Annotated in this window: 19 protein-coding genes and 1 other RNA gene; 13 read left to right on the top strand and 7 right to left on the bottom strand. The window is 66.0% G+C overall.

Features of this window, described 5'->3' with window-relative positions:
- Window positions 1–48: 48 nt before the first annotated feature.
- The gene (locus JI745_RS24335) at window positions 49–861 is read right to left on the bottom strand and encodes a TIGR00266 family protein (RefSeq protein ID WP_201813018.1); all 813 of its coding nucleotides are present in this window, start codon (window positions 859–861) and stop codon (window positions 49–51) included.
- A 92-nt stretch (window positions 862–953) separates the two neighbouring features.
- Here JI745_RS24335 and JI745_RS24330 point away from each other — a divergent pair, with 92 nt between their 5' ends.
- Window positions 954–2624 carry a Na/Pi cotransporter family protein gene (locus JI745_RS24330; RefSeq protein WP_201813016.1) on the top strand — a complete coding sequence of 557 codons (1671 nt, stop codon included), beginning with the start codon at window positions 954–956 and terminating at the stop codon, window positions 2622–2624.
- 55 nt (window positions 2625–2679) lie between these two features.
- On the opposite strand, the gene ssrA is transcribed toward JI745_RS24330, so the two are convergent.
- The 4 genes from ssrA to ompA all read right to left on the bottom strand — a co-directional run bounded on the left by ssrA (window position 2680) and on the right by ompA (window position 5237).
- Window positions 2680–3052: a transfer-messenger RNA gene (gene ssrA, locus JI745_RS24325) on the bottom strand.
- Between the two features lie 15 nt (window positions 3053–3067).
- Window positions 3068–3742, bottom strand: coding sequence for a phosphoglycolate phosphatase (gene gph, locus JI745_RS24320; RefSeq protein ID WP_201813461.1), 675 nt, complete (start codon window positions 3740–3742; stop codon window positions 3068–3070).
- Window positions 3742–4443, bottom strand: coding sequence for a bifunctional 2-polyprenyl-6-hydroxyphenol methylase/3-demethylubiquinol 3-O-methyltransferase UbiG (gene ubiG, locus JI745_RS24315; RefSeq protein WP_201813014.1), 702 nt, complete (start codon window positions 4441–4443; stop codon window positions 3742–3744). Before ubiG ends, gph begins: the two co-directional genes overlap by 1 nt.
- Before the next feature lie 101 nt (window positions 4444–4544).
- Entirely contained in the window at window positions 4545–5237 is a 693-nt protein-coding gene (gene ompA / locus JI745_RS24310; protein WP_201813012.1) for an outer membrane protein OmpA, read from the bottom strand.
- A 270-nt stretch (window positions 5238–5507) separates the two neighbouring features.
- Between ompA and gyrA the strand changes: the two genes are divergently transcribed.
- The 12 genes from gyrA to JI745_RS24250 all read left to right on the top strand — a co-directional run bounded on the left by gyrA (window position 5508) and on the right by JI745_RS24250 (window position 19023).
- Window positions 5508–8129: a DNA gyrase subunit A gene (gene gyrA, locus JI745_RS24305; RefSeq protein ID WP_201813011.1), complete on the top strand. Its 2622-nt coding sequence runs from the start codon at window positions 5508–5510 to the stop codon at window positions 8127–8129.
- A complete protein-coding gene (locus tag JI745_RS24300; RefSeq protein WP_201813010.1) occupies window positions 8126–8725 on the top strand; it encodes a hypothetical protein in 600 nt (199 codons plus the stop codon). The genes gyrA and JI745_RS24300 overlap by 4 nt, the downstream gene beginning before the upstream one ends.
- A 72-nt stretch (window positions 8726–8797) precedes the next feature.
- The gene (pheA, locus tag JI745_RS24295) at window positions 8798–9904 is read left to right on the top strand and encodes a prephenate dehydratase (RefSeq protein WP_201813009.1); all 1107 of its coding nucleotides are present in this window, start codon (window positions 8798–8800) and stop codon (window positions 9902–9904) included.
- Between the two features lie 14 nt (window positions 9905–9918).
- Window positions 9919–10803, top strand: coding sequence for a prephenate dehydrogenase/arogenate dehydrogenase family protein (locus JI745_RS24290; RefSeq protein WP_201813007.1), 885 nt, complete (start codon window positions 9919–9921; stop codon window positions 10801–10803).
- A 39-nt stretch (window positions 10804–10842) separates the two neighbouring features.
- Window positions 10843–12843, top strand: coding sequence for a bifunctional 3-phosphoshikimate 1-carboxyvinyltransferase/cytidylate kinase (locus JI745_RS24285; RefSeq protein ID WP_201813005.1), 2001 nt, complete (start codon window positions 10843–10845; stop codon window positions 12841–12843).
- A gap of 145 nt (window positions 12844–12988) precedes the next feature.
- Entirely contained in the window at window positions 12989–14707 is a 1719-nt protein-coding gene (gene rpsA / locus JI745_RS24280; RefSeq protein WP_201813004.1) for a 30S ribosomal protein S1, read from the top strand.
- A gap of 55 nt (window positions 14708–14762) precedes the next feature.
- On the top strand, window positions 14763–15116 hold the full coding sequence (locus tag JI745_RS24275; RefSeq protein ID WP_201813003.1) for an integration host factor subunit beta: 354 nt from the start codon (window positions 14763–14765) through the stop codon (window positions 15114–15116).
- A 55-nt stretch (window positions 15117–15171) separates the two neighbouring features.
- Window positions 15172–15489 carry a lipopolysaccharide assembly LapA domain-containing protein gene (locus JI745_RS24270; protein WP_201813002.1) on the top strand — a complete coding sequence of 106 codons (318 nt, stop codon included), beginning with the start codon at window positions 15172–15174 and terminating at the stop codon, window positions 15487–15489.
- The gene (lapB, locus tag JI745_RS24265; protein ID WP_201813001.1) at window positions 15479–16636 is read left to right on the top strand and encodes a lipopolysaccharide assembly protein LapB; all 1158 of its coding nucleotides are present in this window, start codon (window positions 15479–15481) and stop codon (window positions 16634–16636) included. Before JI745_RS24270 ends, lapB begins: the two co-directional genes overlap by 11 nt.
- Window positions 16636–17574: a D-glycero-beta-D-manno-heptose-7-phosphate kinase gene (gene rfaE1, locus JI745_RS24260; protein ID WP_201813000.1), complete on the top strand. Its 939-nt coding sequence runs from the start codon at window positions 16636–16638 to the stop codon at window positions 17572–17574. Before lapB ends, rfaE1 begins: the two co-directional genes overlap by 1 nt.
- Complete coding sequence (gene rfaD / locus JI745_RS24255) at window positions 17571–18572, top strand: ADP-glyceromanno-heptose 6-epimerase (RefSeq protein ID WP_201812999.1); 1002 nt, start codon at window positions 17571–17573, stop codon at window positions 18570–18572. Before rfaE1 ends, rfaD begins: the two co-directional genes overlap by 4 nt.
- 142 nt (window positions 18573–18714) lie before the next feature.
- Window positions 18715–19023, top strand: coding sequence for a DUF655 domain-containing protein (locus JI745_RS24250; RefSeq protein WP_201812998.1), 309 nt, complete (start codon window positions 18715–18717; stop codon window positions 19021–19023).
- 69 nt (window positions 19024–19092) lie between these two features.
- Here JI745_RS24250 and JI745_RS24245 read toward each other — a convergent pair whose 3' ends face one another.
- Both JI745_RS24245 and dnaE read right to left on the bottom strand, forming a co-directional pair.
- Window positions 19093–20340, bottom strand: a complete 1248-nt coding sequence (locus JI745_RS24245) for a patatin-like phospholipase family protein (protein ID WP_201812996.1) — start codon at window positions 20338–20340, stop codon at window positions 19093–19095.
- An 86-nt stretch (window positions 20341–20426) separates the two neighbouring features.
- Window positions 20427–23927, bottom strand: coding sequence for a DNA polymerase III subunit alpha (gene dnaE / locus JI745_RS24240; protein ID WP_201812987.1), 3501 nt, complete (start codon window positions 23925–23927; stop codon window positions 20427–20429).
- Between the last annotated feature and the right edge of the window lie 13 nt (window positions 23928–23940).

Raw genomic sequence — 23940 nt, 5'->3', positions numbered from 1 at the left:
GGCTAGTGTAGGCGCGCCATCCTCCGCAAAGTTCCCTCTCGGGGAGGCTTACTCGTCGTCACCGCCAAGAATGCCACCCAACAGGCCACCACCGGCGAGCCCGCCGAGCACCGAGCCCTCTTCGCGGCTGCCGCCACGCTGCGGCGCGGCCGCAAACACGCGCGAGGCCAGGCGCGAGAACGGCAGGCTCTGCACCCACACCGTACCCGGGCCGGTGACCTTGGCGAAGAAGAGACCTTCGCCGCCGAAGAGGGCCGTCTTGATCTTGCCGACGTACTGCACTTCGAAGTTGACGTTGGGCGTGAGCGCCACCAGGCAGCCGGTGTCGATGAAGAGCGTCTGGCCCGGCTTCAGCTCGCGGCGCACCACGGTGCCACCGGCGTGCACGAACGCCAGGCCGTCGCCCTCGAGCTTCTGCATGATGAAGCCTTCGCCGCCGAAGAAGCCGGTCGAGATCTTCTGCTGGAAGAAGATGCCGAGCGACACGCCCTTGGCCGCGCAAAGGAACGAATCCTTCTGGCAGATCAGCATGCCGCCCAGCTGCTTCAGGTCCATCGGCAGGATCTTGCCGGGGTACGGCGACGCGAACGCCACGCGCTGCTTGCCCTGCCCCTGGTTCGTGTAGACCGTCGTGAAGAGCGACTCACCGGTGATGAGCCGCTTGCCGGCACCGAGCAGCTTGCCGAAGATGCCGCCCTGGTTTTGCGAACCGTCGCCGAAGACGGTGTCCATGCTGATGCCGGCGTCCATGAACATCATGCTGCCCGCTTCGCCGACGGCAGCCTCGCCGGGGTCGAGCTCGACCTCCACGAACTGCATCTCGCTGCCCTTGATCTCGTAGTCCACCACGTCCATTGCCACGGCCATCTCTCCAACAAGTAGTCCAACAGTAGGTTCGAAAGGAGCCGGCATTTTGAGCCATTTCGGCCATGTCCCGGCGATAGACTCAAGCCATGCAACACCTGCTGAACCTTCTCGCGGCGATTGCCCTGCTGGTGTGGGGCACGCACATCGTGCGCACCGGCATGCTGCGGGTCTTCGGCGAGAACCTACGGCAGATCCTCTCGCGCAGCTTCAGCAACCGCCTCTCCGCCGCGGCGGCAGGATTGGGCGTCACGAGCGTCGTGCAGTCGAGCACCGCCACCTGCCTCATCGTGGCCTCGTTCGTCGGCAAGGGCCTCGTGACCACGGGGCCTGCGCTGGCCGTGATGCTCGGCGCCGATGTGGGCACGAGCCTGATGGCGGTGGTGTTCTCGTTCGACCTGTCATGGCTCTCGCCGCTGCTCATCTTCGTCGGCGTGGTGCTCTTCATCTCGCGGCAGAACAGCGCGGCCGGCCGCATCGGCCGTGTGCTGATCGGTCTCGGGCTCATCACGCTCGCGCTGCAGCTCATCGTCGCCGCCACCCAGCCGCTCACCCAGGCGCCGGCCGTGCGGGCCCTGCTGGTCGCGCTGCCCAACGAGGTGATGCTCAACATCGTGGTGGGTGCCGCGCTCACGGTGCTCTCGTATTCGAGCCTCGCGATCGTGCTGCTGACCGCCACACTGGCCGCGTCGGGCATGCTGACCACGCCGGTCGCCCTGGGGCTCGTGCTCGGGGCCAATCTCGGCAGCGGCTTCCTCGCGATGATCGCCACCGGCAACGCCGCACAGCAGGTGCGCCGCCTCCCGCTCGGCAACCTGATCTTCAAGCTCGTCGGCGTGCTGATGGCCATTCCGCTGATGCCGCAGATCCACGTGCTCCTGCAGCAGCTCGCGTTCAACGTGCACGACCAGGTGGTGTTCTTCCACCTGGGCTTCAACCTCGTGCTCGCCATCACCTTCATCAGCTTCACTGGTCTCGTCGGCCGCACCGTGGACCGGTGGCTGGTCGAGAAGAACGGCGCCGCGAGCAGCACCCGCCCCCGCCACCTCGACCCCGTGGCACTGGCCACGCCCTCGCTGGCCATCAGCTGTGCAGCGCGCGAAGCCCTGCACCAGGCCGACGTGGTCGAGACCATGCTGCGCGGCGTGCTTCCGGTCATCCGCAACAACGACCTCGACCTCGCCGAGCAGCTGCGCCAGCTCGACGACACGGTCGACGAGCTTTATTCCGCGATCAAGTTCTACCTGACGCAGATCTCGCACGAAGCCCTGTCGGAACGCGAGAGCCGCCGCTGGACCGACATCGTCTCCTTCACCATCAACATGGAGCAGATCGGCGACATCATCGAGCGCGTGCTACAGGACGTGGAAGACAAGAAGGTGCGCAAGAACCGAAGCTTCTCCGATGCGGGCATGGCCGAGATCGTGCACCTGCACGAGCGGCTGCTCGCGAACCTGCGGCTTGCGATGAGCGTGTTCCTCGACGGCCACGTGCGCGACGCTCGCAAGCTTCTGGAAGAGAAAGCGCGCTTCCGCGACCTCGAGCACGAATATGCCGCCGCCCACATCGCCCGCCTGCAGGACAACACCGCGCAGAGCATCGAGACGAGTTCGCTTCACCTCGACCTGATCAGCGACCTGAAGCGCATCAACTCGCACATCTGCTCGATCGCCTACCCGATCCTCGAATCGGCCGGTGCGCTGTCGAAGACGCGCATCCGCGAGTCGCGCCTGTCGGCCATGCCCGACGACGCGACCTGAGCTCGAAGCACAAAGCAAAACGCCACCGAGGTCATCGGTGGCGTTCGCTTCGATTTGGTGGAGCCGGCGGGAATCGAACCCGCGTCCGCAAGCCATTGCCGGACAGTTCTACATGCGTAGCTGTCTGATTTGGGTTTTAAGGGCCCAGGTCGCGCAGCAGCACGCTACCTGAACCCCGAGTCACTTGATTTAGCCCTGGGTCGAGTGACCCGACTCAGAGCGAGCCAATGTGAATGACTTCGCAGCCCTCGGGTTGCCCCTCAGACCCGGCCCATCGGCCAACCGTTGCGAAGCTCACCGGTATTAAGCGGCGAGTGCGTACGTTTCGTCGTTCGCAGTTACTTTGTTTCCAGATGGATTTACGAGGGGACTGGTCCTCGGCATGCCCTGCGCCAACTCCGTACCCGCGTCGAAACCAGGTCGGCCCCAGAGAAGTGCTTAGTTTAGGCCAGGCGCAGCAAGTTCAAGAGCTCACCGGGACTTTCGATGACATGGTCTGCACCCCAGGCGCCAATCGGGTCGCCTTGGCCCAGATAACCCCAGGCCGCAGCGACCGTGGCCATGCCCGCGGCTCGGCCGGCCTGCACGTCGCGCAGGTCATCACCGACGTACACGCAGGCGTCGGCTGCAATGCCCATGCGCCGCGCGGCTTCCAGCAGCGGCTCAGGATGAGGCTTGGAATGCGGCGTGGTGTCACCACCGACGATGGCGGCTGCCCGCTCGTCGAGCGTCAAGGTGCGGACCAGGGGCAAGGTGAAACGCTCGGCTTTGTTCGTGACGATGCCCCAGGGCACGCCATGCGCCTGCAACGTGGCCAGGACGGGGTGCATCGCCTCGAAGACATGCGTCTCCTGGCTCATGCGTGCTTCGTAGCGGCTGAGGAACTCCTCGCGCAGGGCGATGAAGTCAGGGTCCTCAGGTGTGATCTGCAAGGCAATGCCGAGCATTCCCCGCGCACCTGCACCCACCATGGGTCGGAACGTCTCATACGGCAGCGGCGGCAGGCCCCGGGCCTTGCGCATGTCGTTGCCTGCACCGGCCAGGTCAGGCGCACTGTCGATCAAGGTGCCGTCGAGGTCAAACAGCACCGCCCGGATGTCCTCGCGAAGCCCTGTCATCAGGCGGGCTTCGTGCAAGCGAAGAGGTAGTTCACGCTGACGTCGGCCGACAGCGAATAGCGGCGTGTCAGCGGGTTGTATTCCATGCCGCGCGTCTGACCAAGTGAAAGACCGGCATCACGACACCACTGCGCGAGCTCGCTTGGGCGGATGAACCTCGCGTATTCGTGCGTGCCACGCGGCAGGAGCTTCAGCATGTATTCAGCACCGACGATCGCGAAGAGAAAGGACTTGGGGTTGCGATTGATCGTCGAGAAGAAGACCGAACCGCCAGGCTTCACGAGCCTGGCGCAAGCCTGCACCACCGAGAACGGATCAGGCACGTGCTCGAGCATCTCCATGCAGGTCACGACGTCGAACTGCCCGGGCGTCTCTTCCGCAAGGGCTTCGGCGGCCACCTCGCGGTATTCGATCGACGGCGTGCCCGCCTCTGCGGCATGCAGCTGTGCGACCTTCAGGGCCTTGCTCGCCAGATCGATGCCCAGGACGTTCGCGCCCTTGCGCGCCATCGAGTCGGCCAGGACGCCCCCGCCGCAACCGACGTCGAGCACACGCCGGCCCGCAAGCGGTGCATGGCCGTTGATCCACTCCAGCCGAAGCGGGTTGATTTCGTGCAAAGGCCGGAATTCGCTTTCCGGGTCCCACCAGCGATGGGCGAGCTCACTGAATTTGTTGAGCTCCTGAGGGTCGGCATTGATCATTTCAAAATGGTACCCAGAGAATCACGCTGCCTATAACGAAACCCGCTCGGTCAAAATGAAAAACCCCGCCGAAGCGGGGTTTTAAGACCACGAGTCAGCGATCAGCGACGGGTACGGGTACCCACCACTTCGATCTCGACACGGCGGTTCTTGGCCTTGCCTTCCTTCGTCTTGTTGTCGGCGACCGGCGATGCTTCGCCCTTGCCTTCGGTGTAGACGCGGTTGGCTTCGATGCCCTTGCTGACCAGGTAGCTCTTCACCGATTCGGCACGAGCAACCGACAGCTTCTGGTTCGCGGCGGGCGAACCGTCGGAGTCGGTGTGACCCACGGCGATGATGACTTCCAGGTTCACACCCGAGGTCTTGCTGACCAGGTCATCCAGCTTGGCCTTGGCATCGGGCTTCAGCACCGACTTGCCCACATCGTAGAAGGCGTCAGCGGCGAAGGTGACCTTCTCGCTCACCGGAGCGGGCGGGGCCACAGGGGCAGGAGCCGGGGGAGGCGGAGCAACCGGCGCGGGGGCGGGAGCAGGCGCGGGGGCGGGAGCAGGTGCCGGGGCAGGTGCCGGAGCGGGGGCCGGTGCAGCCTTCGGTGCGCCATCGCACGAGGGATGAGCGGTCGCAGGGGTCCAGAACGCATCACGCCAGCACAGGTCGGCGGCGCCAGCCTTCCAGGGCAGGCCAAAGCCGCTGGTCCAGTTGTCGACGGACTTGGCTTGGGCAAACGCGGAGCCTGCAGCCATAGCGAGCGTGGCGGTTGCGAAGAGCGATGCGACCTTGTTCAGTTTCTTCATGGTTCTCCTCTCAAGGAAAGGGCAGATGTTCTAACGAGAAACGCTAAACCGAATCGGGAAGTACTGGCAAACCCCAAGTAACTCGGGCGTTTCCCACCGACAATCGATTGTGCCATAGGGTATTCGGACCCAAGCCTTTTGCCATCGGTGCAAACCGAAGCAAAGCCCGATGTTGCGCGACTGCGACAGCACTGTTCCAGCGCCTAGAATCGCGGGTTTCGCGCGCAGGCCGAACGGTGCCTGCCTTCATGGCTTTTCTGCCCACTCCGCATGACCCAGTTCGCCAAGGAAACCCTGCCGATCAGCCTCGAAGAGGAGATGCGGCGTTCGTACCTCGACTACGCGATGAGCGTGATCGTGGGGCGTGCTCTCCCCGATGCGCGCGACGGCCTGAAGCCTGTGCATCGGCGCGTGCTCTACGCGATGCACGAGCTGAACAACGACTGGAACCGGCCCTACAAGAAGTCTGCGCGTATCGTTGGCGACGTCATCGGCAAGTACCACCCGCACGGCGACCAGTCGGTGTATGACACCGCGGTGCGCATGGCGCAAGACTTCTCGATGCGCCACATGCTCATCGACGGGCAAGGCAACTTCGGCTCGGTCGACGGCGACAACGCCGCGGCCATGCGGTACACCGAAATCAGGTTGGCGAAGATCGCACACGAGATGCTCGCCGACCTCGACAAGGAGACGGTGGACTTTGGACCCAACTACGACGGCTCGGAGAAAGAGCCACTCGTGCTGCCGACGCGCCTGCCCAACCTGCTGGTCAACGGCTCCGGAGGCATCGCGGTTGGTATGGCGACCAACATCCCGCCGCACAACCTCAACGAAGTCGTCGATGCGTGCCTGCACCTCTTGAAGAACCCGCAGGCCACGATCGACGAGCTGATCGAGATCATCCCCGCGCCAGACTTTCCCACCGCCGGGATCATCTATGGCACGAGCGGCGTGCGTGAGGGCTACAAGACCGGCCGCGGCCGCGTGGTGATGCGCGCCAAGTGCCACTTCGAAGACATCGACAAGGGCGCGCGCCAGGCGATCATCGTCGACGAGATCCCCTACCAGGTGAACAAGAAGAACCTGCTCGAGCGCATGGCCGAGCTGGTTCACGAGAAGAAGCTCGAGGGCATCAGCCACATCCAGGACGAGTCCGACAAGTCCGGCATGCGCGTGGTGATCGAACTGAAGCGCGGTGAAGTGCCCGAGGTGGTGCTGAACAACCTGTACAAGCAGACGCAGCTGCAGGACACCTTCGGCATGAACATGGTGGCGCTGATCGACAACCAGCCCAAGCTGTGCAACCTGAAGGACCTGATCGCGATCTTCCTGGAGCACCGCCGCGAGGTCGTCACCCGCCGCACGGTGTTCGAGCTGCGCAAGGCCCGTGAACGTGGCCACGTGCTGGAAGGCCTGGCCGTCGCGCTAGCCAACATCGACGAGTTCATCGAGACCATCAAGACCTCGGCCACGCCGCCGATCGCGAAGGCTGCGCTGATGAGCAAGTCGTGGGACTCGTCGCTGGTGCGCGAAATGCTCGCCCGCGCCGAGAAGGAAACCGCCGGCGGCCGCGATGCCTACCGCCCGGAGAACCTGCCGCGCGAATACGGCATGCAGCCCGACGGCCTCTATCGCCTGTCGGACGACCAGGCCAGCGAGATCCTGCAGATGCGTCTGCAACGCCTGACCGGCCTCGAGCAGGACAAGATCGTCGGCGAGTACAAGGAAGTGATGGCGCAGATCGCCGACCTGCTCGACATCCTGGCCACGCCCTCGCGCGTGACGACCATCATTTCCGACGAGCTGCAAGCCATCAAGCTCGAGTTCGGCCAGACCAAGATCGGCGCACGCCGCTCGACCATCGAGCACAACGCGCAAGACCTCGGCACCGAAGACCTGATCACGCCCACCGACATGGTGGTCACGCTCTCGCACACCGGCTACATCAAGAGCCAGGCGCTCAGCGAGTACCGCGCGCAGAAGCGCGGCGGCCGGGGCAAGCAGGCAGCACAGACCAAGGAAGACGACTGGATCGACCAGCTCTTCATCGCCAACACGCACGACTACATTCTGTGCTTCACCAACCGCGGCCGCGTGTACTGGCTCAAGGTCTGGGAAGTGCCGCAGGGCTCGCGCGCATCGCGCGGCAAGCCGATCGTCAACATGTTCCCGCTGCAGCCGGGCGAGAAGGTCAACGTGGTGCTGCCGCTGACCGATGGCTTCCGCAGCTTCCCGGCCGACCACTTCGTGTTCTTCGCCACGGCGCAGGGCGTGGTGAAGAAGACCTCGTTGGACGAATTCAGCAACCCGCGCAAGGCCGGCATCATCGCCGTCGACCTCGACGAAGGTGACTACCTCATCGGCGCGGCGCTCACCGACGGCAAGCACGACGTGATGCTCTTCAGCGACGGCGGCAAGGCCGTGCGCTTCGATGAAGACGACGTGCGTGCCATGGGCCGTGGTGCCCGCGGCGTGCGCGGCATGATGCTGGAAGACGGCCAGAGCGTGATCGCGATGCTCGTGGCCGAGGACGAGACGCAAAGCGTTCTCACCGCGACCGAAAACGGCTATGGCAAGCGCACCTCCATCGTGGAATACACCCGCCACGGCCGGGGAACCAAAGGAATGATCGCGATCCAACAGAGCGAGCGCAACGGCAAGGTTGTCGCCGCCACCCTGGTGCGGCCTGCCGATGAAATCATGCTCATCACCGACAAGGGCGTGCTCGTGCGCACCCGAGTCTCCGAGATCCGCGAGCTCGGTCGCGCGACGCAAGGTGTCACGCTGATCGCCCTGGACGATGGCTCCAAGCTGAGCGGCCTGCAACGCATCGTCGAGAACGATGCCAACTCGGGCGACGAGCCCACCACTGAAAGCACTGAAGAATGAAGCGTCTGATCGGCCTGGCCCTGGTGGCCGCAGCAACCGTCGCCCATGCCCAGAACACCGCCATCCCCGGTGTGCCGGCCAGTGCGGCCAAGAAGGAATTGGTCCAGCGGCTGCTGACCCTGCAGCAGAACCAGCTGGACGGCATCACGCGCGACGTCGTGGCCCGCCCGGCCCAGCAGATCGCGGCCATGGCCGATGACGCTTTGCAGACGCAGGTCCCGCCGGCCAAGCACCCGCCCATCGTCAAGAAGATCCAGGAGAGCCTGCAGAAATACGAGGAAGGCACCATGCCCCTGGTTCGAGAACGCGCCGGCAAGATCGGTCAGGCGAGCATCGGCCCGTTCCTGGAAGAGAAGTTCACCGAAGAAGAGTTGCGCCAGCTGGTGACCTCGCTGGAAGCCCCGGCCTTCAAGAAATTCCAGCAGACGCAACCGGAGTTGCTCAACCTCTACGTCGCCGCCGTGCGAAAGGACCTGGCCACGGCTGTGCAGCCCAAGATCGACGCGCTGGAGCGCGACGTTCGCGCAGCACTGGGCGTGCAGGCGCCGGCCAGCGCTCCAGCGGGCGCAGCAGCGCCCAAGCCTGCCAAGAAGTGACGCGAACCCGTCCAGTCCATCGGCCGTCACTTGCCGATGGCCCCAGGCTGCGTGCGACAATTTCCGTCACCCATGGCTGACCAATCCCCTGCCCTCCATCCCGATCTGCTGGCCCTTCGGACGCAGATCGACGAGGTCGACCGTGAGTTGCTGTCACTTCTGAACCGCCGCGCCCGCTTGGCGCAGGAAGTCGGCGAGGTGAAAAAGAAGGAAGGCTCCGTGGCCTTCCGCCCCGAGCGCGAGGCACAGGTCATCGATGGCATGAAAGCGCTCAACCCCGGCCCGCTGCTGGCTGAGAGCGTGGCGCCGATCTGGCGCGAGATCATGTCGGCCTGCCGCGCGCTCGAGACGCCCACCCGCGTCGCCTACCTCGGGCCTGCCGGCACCTTCAGCGAAGAAGCGGCGCTGGGGTTCTTCGGCTCGTCGATCGTGAAGATCCCCTGTGCGAGCTTCGACGAGGTCTTCCACGTCACGACCTCGGGCGCGGCTGACTTCGGCGTGGTGCCGGTCGAGAACTCGACCGAAGGCGTGGTCACCCGCTCGCTCGACCTCTTCCTCACCACCCCGCTCTTCATCATTGGCGAGACGAGCCTCTTCGTGCAGCACAACCTGCTGCGCAAGGACAACTCGCTCGCCGACATCGACGCCGTCGTGGCCCACCCACAGGCCCTGGCGCAGTGCCATGGCTGGCTGGGCACGCACCTGCCGAACGTCGAGCGTCGCCCGGTGGCAAGCAACGCCGAGGGCGCGCGCCTGGCTGCGGCCGACTCCAAGCTTGCCGCGATCGCCAGTGCCCGCGCCGGCAGCGAATTCGGCCTGCATCTGATCGCGCCCGCCATCCAGGACGAAGCCAACAACCGCACCCGCTTTGCCGTCGTCACCCACCCGGGCCGTCACCCGCAGCCGCGTGCCTCGGGCCACGACTGCACGAGCCTCGTGGTCTCGGTCACCAACCGGCCGGGCGCGGTGCATGACATGCTGGTTCCGCTCAAGCAGCATGGCGTGTCGATGACCCGCTTCGAGTCCCGCCCGGCCCGCTCGGGCCAGTGGGAGTACTACTTCTACATCGACCTGCAGGGTCACCCCGACCAGCCGCACGTGGCCACCGCGCTGCGCGAGTTGCGGGAAGCCTGCGCGTTCTTCAAGTTGCTCGGCACCTACCCGATCGACGTGCACTGAAAGCTGATTCAAAGATGTTCAACCAGCTTGGCGTGATTGGATGCGGCCTGATGGGCGGCTCCTTCGCACTGGCCCTCAAGCGGGCCGGCCTGGTCAAGCGCGTCATCGGCTACAGCAAGTCACCCTCGACCACCGAACGCGCCAAGAAGATGGGCGTGATCGACGACACCGCCGAGTCGGCGCTGCTCGCCGTCTCGGGCTCCGACATCGTGATCATGGCCGTGCCCGTGTCGGCCAGCGAAGCCACGTTCAAGGCCATCCGCCACCTGGTCGAGCCGGGGGTGCTGTTCATGGACGTGGGCTCGACCAAGCGCGACGTGGTTGATGCGGCGCGGCGAGTGCTGAAGGAGCGTGTCGGCTCCTTCGTGCCCGCACACCCGATCGCCGGCAAGGAAGTGTCGGGGGTGGCGCATGCCGATGCCTCGCTCTATGCCGGCCGCCAAGTCATCATCACGCCGCTGCCGCAGACCAACACCGATCTCGTGCAGAAAGCGACCGACGTGTGGTCGGCCATCGGCGCACAGGTCTTGCGCATGACGCCGGAGAACCACGACGCCGCCTTTGCCGCCGTGAGCCACCTGCCGCACATGCTGGCTTTCGCCTTTTTCAACTCGGTGGCCAAGCAGCCGGCGGGGCGCGATTTCCTCTCGCTCGCCGGCCCGGGCTTTCGCGATTTCACCCGCATCGCTGCGAGCGACCCCGAAGTGTGGCGCGACATCCTGATGTCGAACCGCGAAGAGATCCTCAAGCAGTCGATGCGCTTCCGCCACACGCTGGATGCGCTCGAGCACGTCATCAAGACCAGCAACGTCGAAGCGCTCGAAGACCTGATCCGCAGCGCCTCGGATGCCCGCGCCAACTGGCAGATGGGCGCCGGCAAGTCCGGGTCGTCTCGCTGACACAAGGCTGCGCTCCGGGCGCGGCGCACCGTTGTCCCCATGTACACCACGCCGTTCCTTGACATCCCCCCGCTGCAATCGGCCCACGGCACGGTGCGGCTGCCCGGCTCCAAGAGCATCTCCAACCGCGTGCTGCTGCTGGCCGGCCTGAGCCGTGGCACCACCACCGTCTACGACCTGCTCGATTCCGACGACACGCAGGTCATGCTGACCGCCCTGCGCCAGCTCGGCTGCGATGTGCAGACCGACGGCACCACCGTGCGCATCACCGGCCTCGGCGGGGCACTGTCGGTGAAGCAGGCTCAGCTCTTTCTCGGCAACGCCGGCACGGCGATGCGACCCTTGACCGCGGCGCTGTCGGTGCTCAGCGCGCAAGGCGGTGGCGAATTCGACCTCAAGGGTGTGCCGCGCATGCACGAGCGGCCGATCGGCGATTTGATCGACGCATTGCGCCAACTGGGCTGCACGATCGACTACCTCGGGCAGGACGGCTACCCGCCGCTGCGCCTGAAGGGCGGCGCGCTGCGCACCACCGACCCGATCCGGGTGCGCGGCGATGTGTCGAGCCAGTTCCTCACCGCGCTGCTGCTCGCGCTGCCGCTGGTGTCGCAGGCCAACCCGATCACGATCGAGGTGGTGGGCGAGCTGATCTCCAAGCCCTACGTCGAGATCACGCTCAACCTGCTGCAGCGTTTCGGCATCGAGGTGCAGCGTGACGGCTGGCAACGCTTCACGATCCCGCAAGGCAGTGAATACCGCTCGCCCGGCAGCATCCACGTCGAGGCCGATGCCTCGTCGGCGTCGTATTTCATCGCCCTCGGCGCCATTGCCGGCTTCGAAAGCTGGCCGGTGCGCATCGAAGGCGTGGGCAGTGACTCGATCCAGGGCGACATCCGCTTCATCGACGCCGCCCGTCTCATGGGCGCCGAGATCACGAGCGGCCCCGGCTGGCTGGAAGTGCGCCGGGGCGCCTGGCCGCTGAAGGCGATCACGCTCGACTGCAACCACATCCCCGATGCGGCGATGACGCTTGCAGTGATGGCGCTCTACGCCGACGGCAGCACGCGCCTGGACAACATCGCCAGCTGGCGCGTGAAGGAGACCGACCGCATCGCCGCGATGGCCACCGAGCTGCGCAAGCTGGGCGCGACCGTCACCGAGGGCGCCGATTTCATCGAGGTCACACCCCCGACGACGTTCACGCCCGCGTCGATCCACACCTACGACGACCACCGTGTCGCCATGTGCTTCTCGCTGGCCGCCTACAACCCCGCCCGCCAGCCGGTGCGCATCCTCGACCCGCGCTGCGTCGGCAAGACCTTCCCTGACTACTTCGAGACGCTTTTCGCCGTCGCCCGCACCGACACGTCGTCGATCCCAGTGATCACCGTCGACGGCCCGACTGCCTCCGGCAAGGGCACGCTGGCCAGCGCCGTCGCCCAGGCCCTGGGCTACCACTTCCTCGACTCCGGGGCGCTCTACCGTGCCACCGCCCTGGCGGCGATGCAGGCCGGCGTGTCCGAAACCGACGAAGCCGGGCTCGCCGCCGTGGCTGCCGGCCTGAAGCTCAAGTTCGCCCACCAGCAGATCTGGCTCGGCGGCACCGAGGTCAGCGACGAGCTGCGCCGCGAGGACGTGGGCGCCATGGCCTCCAAGGTCTCGGTCTGGCCGGCCGTGCGCGCCGCCCTGCTGCAGCTGCAACTCTCCCACCGCCGGCTGCCCGGCCTGGTGGCCGACGGGCGCGACATGGGCACCGTCATCTTCCCCGGCGCCCAGCTCAAGGTCTTCGTCGTCGCCAGCGCCGCGGTGCGGGCTGAAAGACGCCATAAGCAATTGATTTCCAAGGGAATTTCGACTAGTATTGCCACCCTTCGCGCCGACCTCGAGGCACGGGACGCACGGGACAAATCCCGCACCGCCTCACCTCTCAAGCCAGCCGAAGATGCGATGGTGCTCGACAACTCCGAGCTCTCGGTCGACCAGTGTGTCGCCAAGGTCCTGGAGTGGTGGCAGCAACGCAACCCGTTCGGCCAGGCCTGATCGAAAGAGACTTGTTCTCAAGGCCCGTCCGGGCAAACCGGTCCGCCGTTTCACCTCTGCGCCTTTCTTGCCCCACAAGTTCAAGGCGCTCCGAAGCGGCGGGTGTTCAACCTAACCCGTGGCACCTGCCACACAGAAAGTCCCCATGCCTCAAGCACAAACCGCCGCCCCTGCCGGGATGGAATCCTTTGCCGCCCTGTTCGAAGAATCTCTGAACAAATCGGAGATGCGTGCAGGCGAAGTCATCACGGCTGAAGTCGTGCGCGTCGAGCACAACTTCGTGGTGGTCAACGCAGGCCTCAAGTCCGAAGCCTACGTGCCCATCGATGAATTCAAGAACGACCAGGGCGAACTCGAAGTTCAGCCGGGCGATTTCGTCTCCGTCGCGATCGATGCCGTCGAAAACGGCTACGGCGACACCATCCTCTCGCGCGACAAGGCCAAGCGCCTCGCCTCGTGGCTGTCCCTGGAAAAGGCCCTGGAGTCCGGCGAATTCGTGACCGGCACCGTCAACGGCAAGGTCAAGGGTGGCCTGACCGTCCTGGTGAACGGCATCCGCGCCTTCCTGCCCGGCTCGCTGCTCGACACGCGTCCTGTGAAAGACATGTCGCCCTTCGAGGGCAAGACCATGGAATTCAAGGTCATCAAGCTCGACCGCAAGCGCAACAACGTCGTGCTGTCGCGCCGTGCCGTGGTCGAAGCCTCGATGGGTGAAGAGCGCGCCAAGCTGCTCGGCACGCTGTCCGAAGGCGCCATCGTCACCGGCGTGGTCAAGAACATCACCGAATACGGTGCGTTCGTCGACCTCGGCGGCATCGACGGCCTGCTGCATATCACCGACATGGCCTGGCGCCGTGTCCGCCACCCGAGCGAAGTCGTTCAGGTCGGCCAGGAACTGCAAGCCAAGGTCCTCAAGTTCGACGCCGAGAAGAACCGCGTTTCGCTGGGCATCAAGCAGCTGGGCGACGACCCATGGCACGGCGTGTCGCGCCGCTACCCGCAAGGCACCCGCCTGTTCGGCAAGGTCACCAACATCGCCGACTACGGCGCGTTCGTCGAGATCGAGCCGGGCATCGAAGGCCTGGTGCACGTCTCCGAGATGGACTGGACCAACAAGAACGTGGCCCCCAGCAAGATCGTCTCGCTGGGCGACGAAGTCGAAGTCATGGTCCTCGAGATCGACGAAGACAAGCGCCGCATCAGCCTGGGCATGAAGCAGTGCAAGGCCAACCCGTGGGAAGAGTTCTCGGGCACCGTGCAGCGCGGCGACAAGGTCAAGGGCCCGGTCAAGTCGATCACCGACTTCGGCGTGTTCATCGGCCTGGCACAAGGCATCGATGGCCTGGTGCACCTGTCCGACCTCTCGTGGAACGAGCCGGGCGAAGCCGCGGTCCGCAACTACAAGAAGGGCCAGGAAGTCGAAGCCATCGTGCTGGCCGTCGATGTGGAGCGCGAGCGCATCTCGCTCGGCATCAAGCAGCTCGACAGCGACCCGTTCACCAGCTACACCTCGGTCAACGACCGTGGCCAGATCGTGACCGGCAAGGTCAAGACGGTCGACGCGCGTGGCGCCGAGATCCAGCTGAACGACGACGTGACCGGCTATCTGCGTGCCTCTGAAATCAGCCGCGACCGCGTGGAAGACGCGCGCAACGTGCTGAAGGAAGGCGACGAAGTCTCCGCCCTGATCATTAACGTCGACCGCAAGACGCGTTCGATCCAGTTGTCGATCAAGGCCAAGGACAGCGCCGACCAGCAGGAAGCCATGCAGCGCCTGTCGGCCAGCAACGAGCGTGAAACCGCAGGCACCACCAGCCTCGGCGCCCTGCTCCGCGCGAAGCTCGACAACAAGGACAACGGCTGAGCCGTTCCCTGAGCTGAACCACCAACGCCGTACTTCAAGGACCTGACAGGCTTCTATGACGCGCTCCGATCTCGTTGCAAAGCTGGCCGAGCAATTCGGCCAACTGACCCACCGTGACACGGAGTTCGCCGTCAAGACCATCCTGGATGCGATGTCCGACGCGCTCGCGCGCGGGCACCGCATCGAGATCCGCGGGTTCGGCAGCTTCTCGATCAACCGCCGGCCGCCGCGCGTGGGCCGCAACCCGCGCTCCGGCGAGCAGGTGGTGATCCCCGAGAAGCTGGTGCCGCATTTCAAACCGGGCAAGGCGCTTCGCGAAGCCGTTGACGCCCGTGGCGACGCACTGGAAGCCGCGGCCGCTGCACAAGCAGCCGCTGCGGCCTCTTCTGCCGAGTCGACTTCCTCCTGACCTCACCCCCGCCATACGACATTCGCCGGCCTAGAATCTGAGGCCCGGAGTCGTGATGCGCATCTTCATCTGGCTCGTTCGAGCCGCCCTCTTCTTCGTCCTGTTGGCTTTCGCGCTGAACAACCAGCACGAGGCCAGCCTCAAATGGTTCTTCGGCCACGAGTGGCGAACGCCGATGGTGTTCGTCGTGCTTGCGGCCTTCACGCTCGGCTGCGTGTTCGGCGTGCTGGCGATGGTGCCGAGCTGGTGGCGCGCCAAGCAGGCTGCACGCCAGCAGCAGCCGAACGACGGCATGCCGGGGACAAGCATCGACTCGCGCAGTACCGACCCCAACCTCCCGTCCGACGCACGCCTGCTCCAGCATGAACTTTGACCTTCAGTGGCTGCTGCTGGGCCTGCCGATCGCGTTTGCGCTGGGCTGGCTCGGTTCACGCCTCGACCTGCGGCAATGGAAGCGAGAGCAGCACGATTCGCCCAAGGCCTACTTCAAGGGCCTGAACCTGCTGCTCAACGAACAGCAGGACAAGGCGATCGACGCCTTCATCGAAGCCGTCCAGCACGACCCCGACACCTCCGACCTCCACTTCGCCCTCGGCAACCTGTTCCGACGCCGAGGCGAATACGAGCGCGCCGTGCGCGTTCACCAGCACCTGGTGAGCCGTGCCGACCTGCCCAAGGCCGAGCGCGACCGCGCGCAACACGCGCTCGCGCAAGACTTCATGAAGGCCGGCCTCTTCGACCGCGCCGAAGAGGCCTACAAGGCGCTCGAAGGCACCGCGTTCGCCACCGAAGCCCAGCTGGCCCTGCTGACGCTGCACGAGCGCTCGCGCGACTGGCGTGCCGCGGTCGAGGTGGCCCAGAAGCTTGAACGCAGCGGCACCGCGTCGTTCTCCTCGCGCATCGCGCACTACTGGTGTGAACTCGCGCAGGAAGCCGACGCGCGCAAGCAGAGCGCCGAAGCCGACGAGGCCTTGCGCCAGGCGCGTGACGCCGCGCCGCAATCGGCCCGCCCCATCGTGCTCGCCGGGCAGCGCGCCCATGCCCGTGGCGACCACGCGGAGGCGATGACCTTGTGGGGCGAACTGCTGACCGCCCACACGACCGCCTTCAACCTCGTCGCGCGCGACTACGCTGCGAGCGCGCTGGCCTGCGGCGAGCAAGCCACCGCGCTCGAGCGCCTACAGGGCCTCTATCGCCGCGCGCCCACGATGGACCTGCTGGCCGCCATTGCCACGCTCGACCCGGCCCCCGCCGCCCAACGCAGCCGCGTGTTCACCCACCTGCAGGAGCAGCCCACGCTCTCGGCCGCGCAGGAACTGCTGCGCCAGATGACCACCGAAGGCTTCGCCCTCGAAGCAAACGAAGCGCAAAGCCTGCGCACGGCCATCGGCCGTGCCGCCAAACCATTGCAGCGCTACCGCTGCGCCGCCTGCGGCTTCGAAGCCCAGCACTATTTCTGGCAATGCCCGGGCTGCCTCAGCTGGGACAGCTACCCGCCGCAACGCCTGGAGGATCTCTGATGTCTCAACCCGTGGTCACGCGCGAGCGTTTGGCAGCGGCCCGTGTGCTCGTCGTCGGCGATGCCATGCTCGACCGCTACTGGTTCGGCGCCGTCGAGCGCATCTCTCCCGAAGCGCCGGTGCCCGTGGTCAAGGTCAACCGCGAAGAGGAACGCCTGGGCGGCGCGGCCAACGTGGCGCTCAACGCCAAGACGCTCGGCGCACAGACCACGCTGCTCACCGTCGTCGGCCAGGACGAGCCCGCGCAGAAGCTCCAGCAGCTGCTCGAACAGAAAGGCGTGAAGACGCTGCTCGGCCACGACCCGCAGCTCTACACCATCGTCAAGCTGCGCATCATCGGCCGCTCACAGCAGTTGATCCGCATCGACTTCGAGAACGTGCCCGACCACGAAGTGCTTGCCGAGATGATTCCCGAGTTCGAGAAGGCACTCGCCGTGCATGACGTCGTGCTCTTCTCCGACTACGGCAAGGGCGGCCTCGAGCACATCCCACGCATGATCGAGCTGGCCCGCAAGGCCGGCAAGCCGGTGCTGGTCGACCCCAAGGGCAACGACTACGAGCGGTATGCCGGTGCGACCACCATCACCCCCAACCGCGCCGAGCTGGCCCAGGTGATCGGCAACTGGAGCAGCGAAGCGCAGCTGCACGAGCGCGCCGAAGCGCTGCGCAAGAAGCTGCGCCTCGACAGCCTGGTGCTGACGCGTTCGGAAGAAGGCATGTCCGTCTTCGACGCCAAGGGCGAGACCCGCTTCCACGCGCAGGCGCGCGAGGTGTTCGACGTCACCGGCGCCGGCGACACCGTGATCGCCACGCTCGCCGCCATGATGGCCTGCGGCCTGTCGGTGCAGGAGGCGGTGCCCATCGCCAACAAGGCCGGCGGCCTCGCCGTCGGCAAGTTCGGCAACGCGACCCTGACTTACGAGGAGCTCTTCCAATGAGCACGAAGATCGTTGTCACCGGCGCCGCCGGCATGATCGGCAGCAACATCGTCCACGGCTTGAACGCCATCGGCATCGACGACGTGATCGCCGTCGACGACCTGACCGACGGCCCGAAGTACCGCAACCTGCTGGGCGCCAAGATCAGCGACTACTTCGACAAGAGCGACTTCTACACCCGCTTCGCACGCGGCGAGTTCGGCAAGGTCGAGGCCGTGCTGCACCAGGGCGCCTGCTCCGACACCATGGAGCACAACGGGCGCTACATGCTCGACACTAACTACCGCTGCTCGAAGGACCTGCTCGACGCCTGCCAGGCTCAGGGCGTGCGGCTGCTCTACGCCTCGTCGGCCGCCACCTACGGCGGAAGCGACACCTTCCGCGAAGACCCGCAGTTCGAGAAACCGCTCAACGTCTACGGCTACTCCAAGCTCCTGTTCGACAACGTCGTCCGGCGCATGCTCTCGTCGAGCAAGTCACAGGTCGCCGGCTTCCGCTACTTCAACGTCTACGGCCAGCGCGAGCAGCACAAGGCACGCATGGCGTCGGTCGCTTTCCACAACTTCAACGAGTTCCGCGAGAAGGGCCGCGTACGCCTCTTCGGCCCCTACGGGGGCTACAACGCGGGCGAGCAGTCGCGCGACTTCATCTCGGTCGACGACGTGGTGGCGGTGAACCTGTGGTTCCTGCAGCACCCCCAGAAGAGCGGGATCTTCAACCTCGGCACCGGCCGGGCGCAGCCGTTCAACGATGTGGCCGCCGCCGTGGTCAACGCCTCGCGCGGCCTCAAGGGCGAAGCCCCGCTGTCGCTCACCGAGCTGGTGACGAAGGGCTTCATCGAGTACTTCGACTTCCCGCCCGCCCTCGTCGGCAAGTATCAGTGCTACACCCAGGCCGACATGACGCAGCTGCGCGCCACCGGCTGCGACCACCGCTTCGCCGACGTCACGACGGGGGTCACGCGCTACGTGCAATGGCTCAGCCAGCAGCCGACCTGACCTCCCCTTTTCGCTCGACCCCCTTTCGTCGGCGTCCCTCAAGGGGAAAGACGCCGACGCAGCCCTTGGCTACAGTGCCGCCAGGGGTGCAGAACGGCTGCTCCCCGTCAACACCAAGACGAATCAAAGGGAGTTCATCAACATGTTCAAGAAGCTGATCTGCACGCTCGCCATGCTGTTTGCCGCGGCCACCGCGTTCGCCGCCGTCGACGTCAACAAGGCCGACCAGGCCACGCTCGAATCGGTCAAGGGCATCGGCACCAAGGTGTCCGTGCGCATCCTCGACGAGCGCAAGAAGGGCCAGTTCAAGGACTGGGCCGACCTGATGGCCCGTGTGAAGGGCATCAAGAGCGGCGCCGCCACCCGTCTCTCGAAGGAAGGCCTGACGGTCAACGGCACGGCCTACGCGCCCGCCTCCGAAGCGAAGAGCCCGGCCAAGAGCGGCAAGTAAGCCGACAGACCAAACGAATCGATCGCTGTCATCACAAGGCCCGCTGCGCACATGCGCAGCGGGCCTTCTTCATTCCAGCTCGGTGGTCTGGAAGTCGGTGTCGGGCACCGGCCCGCGACGCTCGCGCCGGCGCTCCCAGCCGAAGAAGCCGGTCACCTCGTCGCGCCGCGCCATCGTGTCGGCCCAACCGAGCGCGACCAGCTCTCGCGTGTACGCCTGTTCGAACAACAGGTAGCTGGCGAGCGCCGCACCGCGCGTGTCGGTGCCTTTGCCGCTGACCCCGATGCCACGCAGCAGCGCGCGGATCGAGGTCGGTAGCGCGTTCACATGCTTGGCCGCCAGATCGTCGAGCCGCTGCGAGGGTGCGATCACCAGCACCTCGATCGGCCGCAAGGTCGTGTTGGCCAGGGCCTCGGGCGGCAGCAGCGAGAGCGTGTTGTTGATGCGCTGCAGGCGCTCCACGTCGACGGCCAGCGCATCGAGGAAGATGTTGGACAGGGCATGACCGGCGATCTGCGCGAAGTTCGGATACGCGCCGCTGACCTTGCGCCGGCCCGGCGGCTCGTGCATGCGGCCGGCACCGATCACGAGGATGCGGCGGGCGCCCAGGTGCACCGCCGGCGAGATCGGCGCCGACTGGCGCATCGAGCCGTCGCCGAAGTATTCGGTGACGCCATCGAAGTCGAGCGGCACGGCCGGGAACACGAAGGGGATGGCCGCCGACGCCAGCAGGTGCTGCACGGTGATCGGCGAATGCACCGCCACCCGCTGCGAGCGGTTCCATGGCGCGAACTCCTGCAGCGAGTCGTAGAAGGTCACGTGCGTGCCCGAGCTGTAGCTCGACGCGGTGACCGCCAGTGCCTGCAGATGGCCTGACTTCATGACGTCAGGCAGGCGATCCACCGCGACGATCTCGCCCAGCAGCGTCTCGAGCGGGCTGTTGTCGAGCAGCGAACGCAGCCGTGCGCGGCGCCAGCGGGCGATGACCCAGCCGAGCGACATCATCGTCAGCCAGCGTGCGCCGGTGCGGATCACGCCCAGCGCGTCGCTCCGGTAGACCTGCTCGGCGCGGAAGTTCTCCCAGACGTCGGCCATGGCCTTCACCGCGCCATCGAAATCGTCGCAGTGGGTGGCCAGCGCGGCCGCGTTGATGGCACCGGCCGACGTGCCGGTGATGACCGGGAAGGGGTTGCCGTACTGCCAGGGAGCGGCGTCCCGGCGAATCCTCGCCACTGCCTTCAGCACCCCCACCTGGTAGGCCGCGCGGGCGCCGCCGCCGGTGAGGATCAAACCTGTCGTGGGGTTGTTTTCGGGCATGCGCCGCAGTTTAGGCACGCCTCGGCGAGCACAAGATCAGGGCCAGCCCTTGACCGTGGTGGGAGCACCACCACACTTGCACTCGCTCAGTCGTAGACCACCTGCGCCTTGCCGTGGGTGCCGGCCAGCCAACGGGCCAGCGCTTCATCGGTGGGGAAGAAACGGCCCTCTTCCCCCAGGTCCAGCTCACCGCTGGCGGCCTGTCGCTGCAGCACCAGCCGCACGCCGAGGCCATTGGTGACCGTGCCCTGCTCGGTGTTGATGCGCCGGCTCGGGAAGTCGCGCAGCACCTCGGCCACCGGCGGCACGCTGCCGTTGACCTCCACTCGCAGGTACTTGCCGAATTTGCAGCGCGCGGTGGCGAGGTCCCACACCTGCTGGATGTTGAAGCGCATGCCGCCCGAGAAACGATCGGGCTGCACCTTGCCCAGCGCGATGACGAGCTCATCGTCCTTCAGCAGGTCCTTGTTGGCGTTGAGCACGTCTTCGTTGACCACCGACTCGATGGCCTCGCTCTTGTCGTCGAGCTTGAAGATGGCCACGCGCCCGCGCTGGCCGTTGATGACGCGCAGGTCGCCGATGATGCCGGCCAGCAGCTGCGGCTCTCGCGAATCGATGATGTCGGCGATCTTGCGCTTGGCAAATCGACGCACCTCGTCTTCGCTCTGGTCGAAGAGGTGGCCCGAGAGGTAGAAGCCGAGCGCGACCTTCTCCAGGCTCAGGCGCTCCTTGATGCTCCACGGGGCCGCTTGCACCAGCTCGGGCTCCTGGGTGGACGCCGCATGCGAGTCGCCGAAGTCGAAGAGCCCGCCCTGGTCGGCATGCGCGGCTTGGGTGTCGGCATAGTCGAAGGCAAGGCCGATGCTGGCCACGGCCTGCGAGCGCTCCGGGTGCAGCAGGTCGAAGGCGCCAGCCTTGATGAGCGCTTCGACCGTGCGCTTGTTGATGCGGCTGCGGTCGACCCGTGCGCAGAAGTCGAACAGGCTCTTGAACGGGCCGCCTTCCTTGCGTGCCTGGATGATGGCTTCGATGGCGCTCTGCCCCGTGCCCTTGATGGCGCCCAGCCCGTAGCGCACGATCTTGTCGGCCACCGGCTCGAAGCGGTAGTTGCCGGTGTTGATGTTCGGCGGCTCAAAGGTGAGGCCGAGGTTCTGCACCGCGTCGTCGTGGAAGATCTTGAGCTTGTCGGTGTCGTCGAGTGCGACGCTCATGTTGGCCGCGGTGAATTCGGCCGGGTAGTGCGCCTTGAGGTAGGCCGTGTGGTACGCGAGCAGCGCATACGCCGCGGCGTGCGACTTGTTGAAGCCGTAGCCCGCGAACTTCTCCATCAGGTCGAAGATCTCGTTGGCGAGCGGCTCCTCGATGCCGTTCTTCGCCGCCCCCTGGGCGAAGGTGGCACGGTGGGCCACCATCTCCTCGAGCTTCTTCTTGCCCATCGCGCGGCGCAGCAGGTCGGCGCCGCCGAGCGAGTAGCCGCCCAGGCGTTGCGCCACCTGCATCACCTGCTCCTGGTAGACCATGATCCCGTAGGTCTCCTTGAGCACCTCTTCCATCATCGGATGCGGGTACTCGACCTCTTCGCGGCCGTGCTTGCGCGCGCAGAAGCTCGGGATCAGGTCCATCGGGCCCGGCCGGTACAGCGCCACGAGCGCGATGATGTCTTCGAAGACGCTGGGCTTGGCGTCCTTCAGCATGCGCTGCATGCCGGAGGATTCCAGCTGGAACACTGCCACCGTCTTGCCTTCGCTCATCAGCCGGTAGGCGGCGCGGTCATCGAGCGGGATGTTCTCGAGCGCGAAGTTCTCCTGGCCGGGGCGGCGGGCGCGGATGTAGTCCTTCGCCAGCTCGAGGATCGTGAGCGTGGCCAGGCCCAGGAAGTCGAACTTCACGAGGCCGATGGCTTCGACGTCGTCCTTGTCGTACTGGCTCACCGCCGAGTCGCTGCCCGGCTGCATGTAGAGCGGGCAGAAGTCGGTGATCTTGCCGGGCGCGATCAGCACGCCACCGGCATGCATGCCGATGTTGCGCACCATGCCTTCCACACGCTCCGCGAGCGCGAGCAGCTCGGCGACTTCTTCTTCGTTCTTCTCGCGCTGCTCGATCTCGGGCGCTTCGACACGGGCGTAGATGAGGCCGGGGTCGGGCTTGTCGCCGGGGCGCGCGAGCGTCACCGTCTTGCCGGGCGGCGCCGGCACGAGCTTGGCGATGCCGTCGACGTGGCCGTAGCCCATGCCAAGCACGCGGCCCACGTCGCGCAGCGCGGCCTTGGCGGCCATGGTGCCGAAGGTCGCGATCTGGCTCACGGCATCGCGGCCGTACTTGTCCTTCACGTAGTCGATCACGCGGTCGCGGTTGCCCTGGCAGAAGTCGATGTCGAAGTCGGGCATCGACACACGTTCCGGGTTCAGGAAGCGCTCGAACAGCAGGTTGTAGCGCAGCGGGTCGAGGTCGGTGATCTTGAGCGCGTAGGCAACCAGCGAGCCGGCCCCCGAGCCGCGGCCCGGCCCGACCGGGCAGCCGTTGTTCTTGGCCCAGTTGATGAAGTCGGCCACGATCAGGAAGTAGCCGGGGAAGCCCATCTTCAGGATGGTGTTGAGCTCGAACTCCAGCCGCTCCACGTAGCGCGGCAGCTGCTGTTCGCGCTCGGCCGCATCGGGGTAGAGATGGAGCATGCGCTCCTTCAGGCCCTCGTGCGAGGCATAACGGAAGTAGGCCTCGGGCTCCATCTTCTCGCCGTTGACCTCGGGCACCGGGAAGTCGGGCAGGCGTGGCTTGCCGAGCACGAGCGAGAGGCTGCAGCGCCTGGCGATCTCGACGGTGTTGTGGATGGCGCTCGGGATGTCGGCGAAGAGCGCCTCCATCTGCGCCTGCGACTTGAAGTACTGCTCGCGGGTGAAGCGCTTGATGCGGCGCGGGTTGGTGAGCGTCTCGCCTTCGGCGATGCAGGTGCGGGCTTCGTGGGCTTCGAAGTCTTCCGGCGTCTGGAACTGCACCGGGTGCGTGGCGACGACCGGCAGCTTGAGGTGCGCGGCCAGCGGCACGGCGGCGCGCACGTGCGCTTCGTTGGTCGGCTGGCCGGCGCGCTGCAGCTCGATGTAGAAGCGCTGCGGAAAGATCGCGGCGAGTCGTTGCGCCACCGCCGATGCACGCGCGTTGTCTTGCGCCATCAGCGCCTGGCCGACCGGGCCGAGCTCGGCTCCCGAGAGCGCGATGAGGCCGCCGTTCAAAGCGCTGAGCCATTCCCACTTCAGCAGCGCCTGCCCTCGCGCCGAGGGGTCGAGCCAGCCGCGCGACAGCAGCTCGCACAGGTTCAGGTAGCCCGTCTTGCTCTGCACCAGCAGCACGATGCGGCTCGGCTGCTTCTCGCCGTCGGTCGGCTCCAGCCACACGTCGGCGCCGAGGATGGGCTTCACGCCCTTCTTGCGCGCGGTGTTGTAGAACTTGATGCCACCGAAGATGTTCGAGAGGTCGGTGATGGCGAGGGCCACCTGCCCATCCTTCGCTGCGGCGCCCACGACTTCGTCGATGCGCAGGGTGCCGTCGACGACTGAAAACTCGGTGTGGGTGCGCAGGTGTACGAAGGCCATCGGGGCATTTTAG

This window comes from Piscinibacter sp. HJYY11, assembly GCF_016735515.1.
In the GTDB taxonomy this organism is placed as follows: domain Bacteria; phylum Pseudomonadota; class Gammaproteobacteria; order Burkholderiales; family Burkholderiaceae_C; genus Rhizobacter.
Note: the sequence above shows the minus strand (reverse complement) of the source record. Positions and strands in the feature narration are given on the sequence as shown.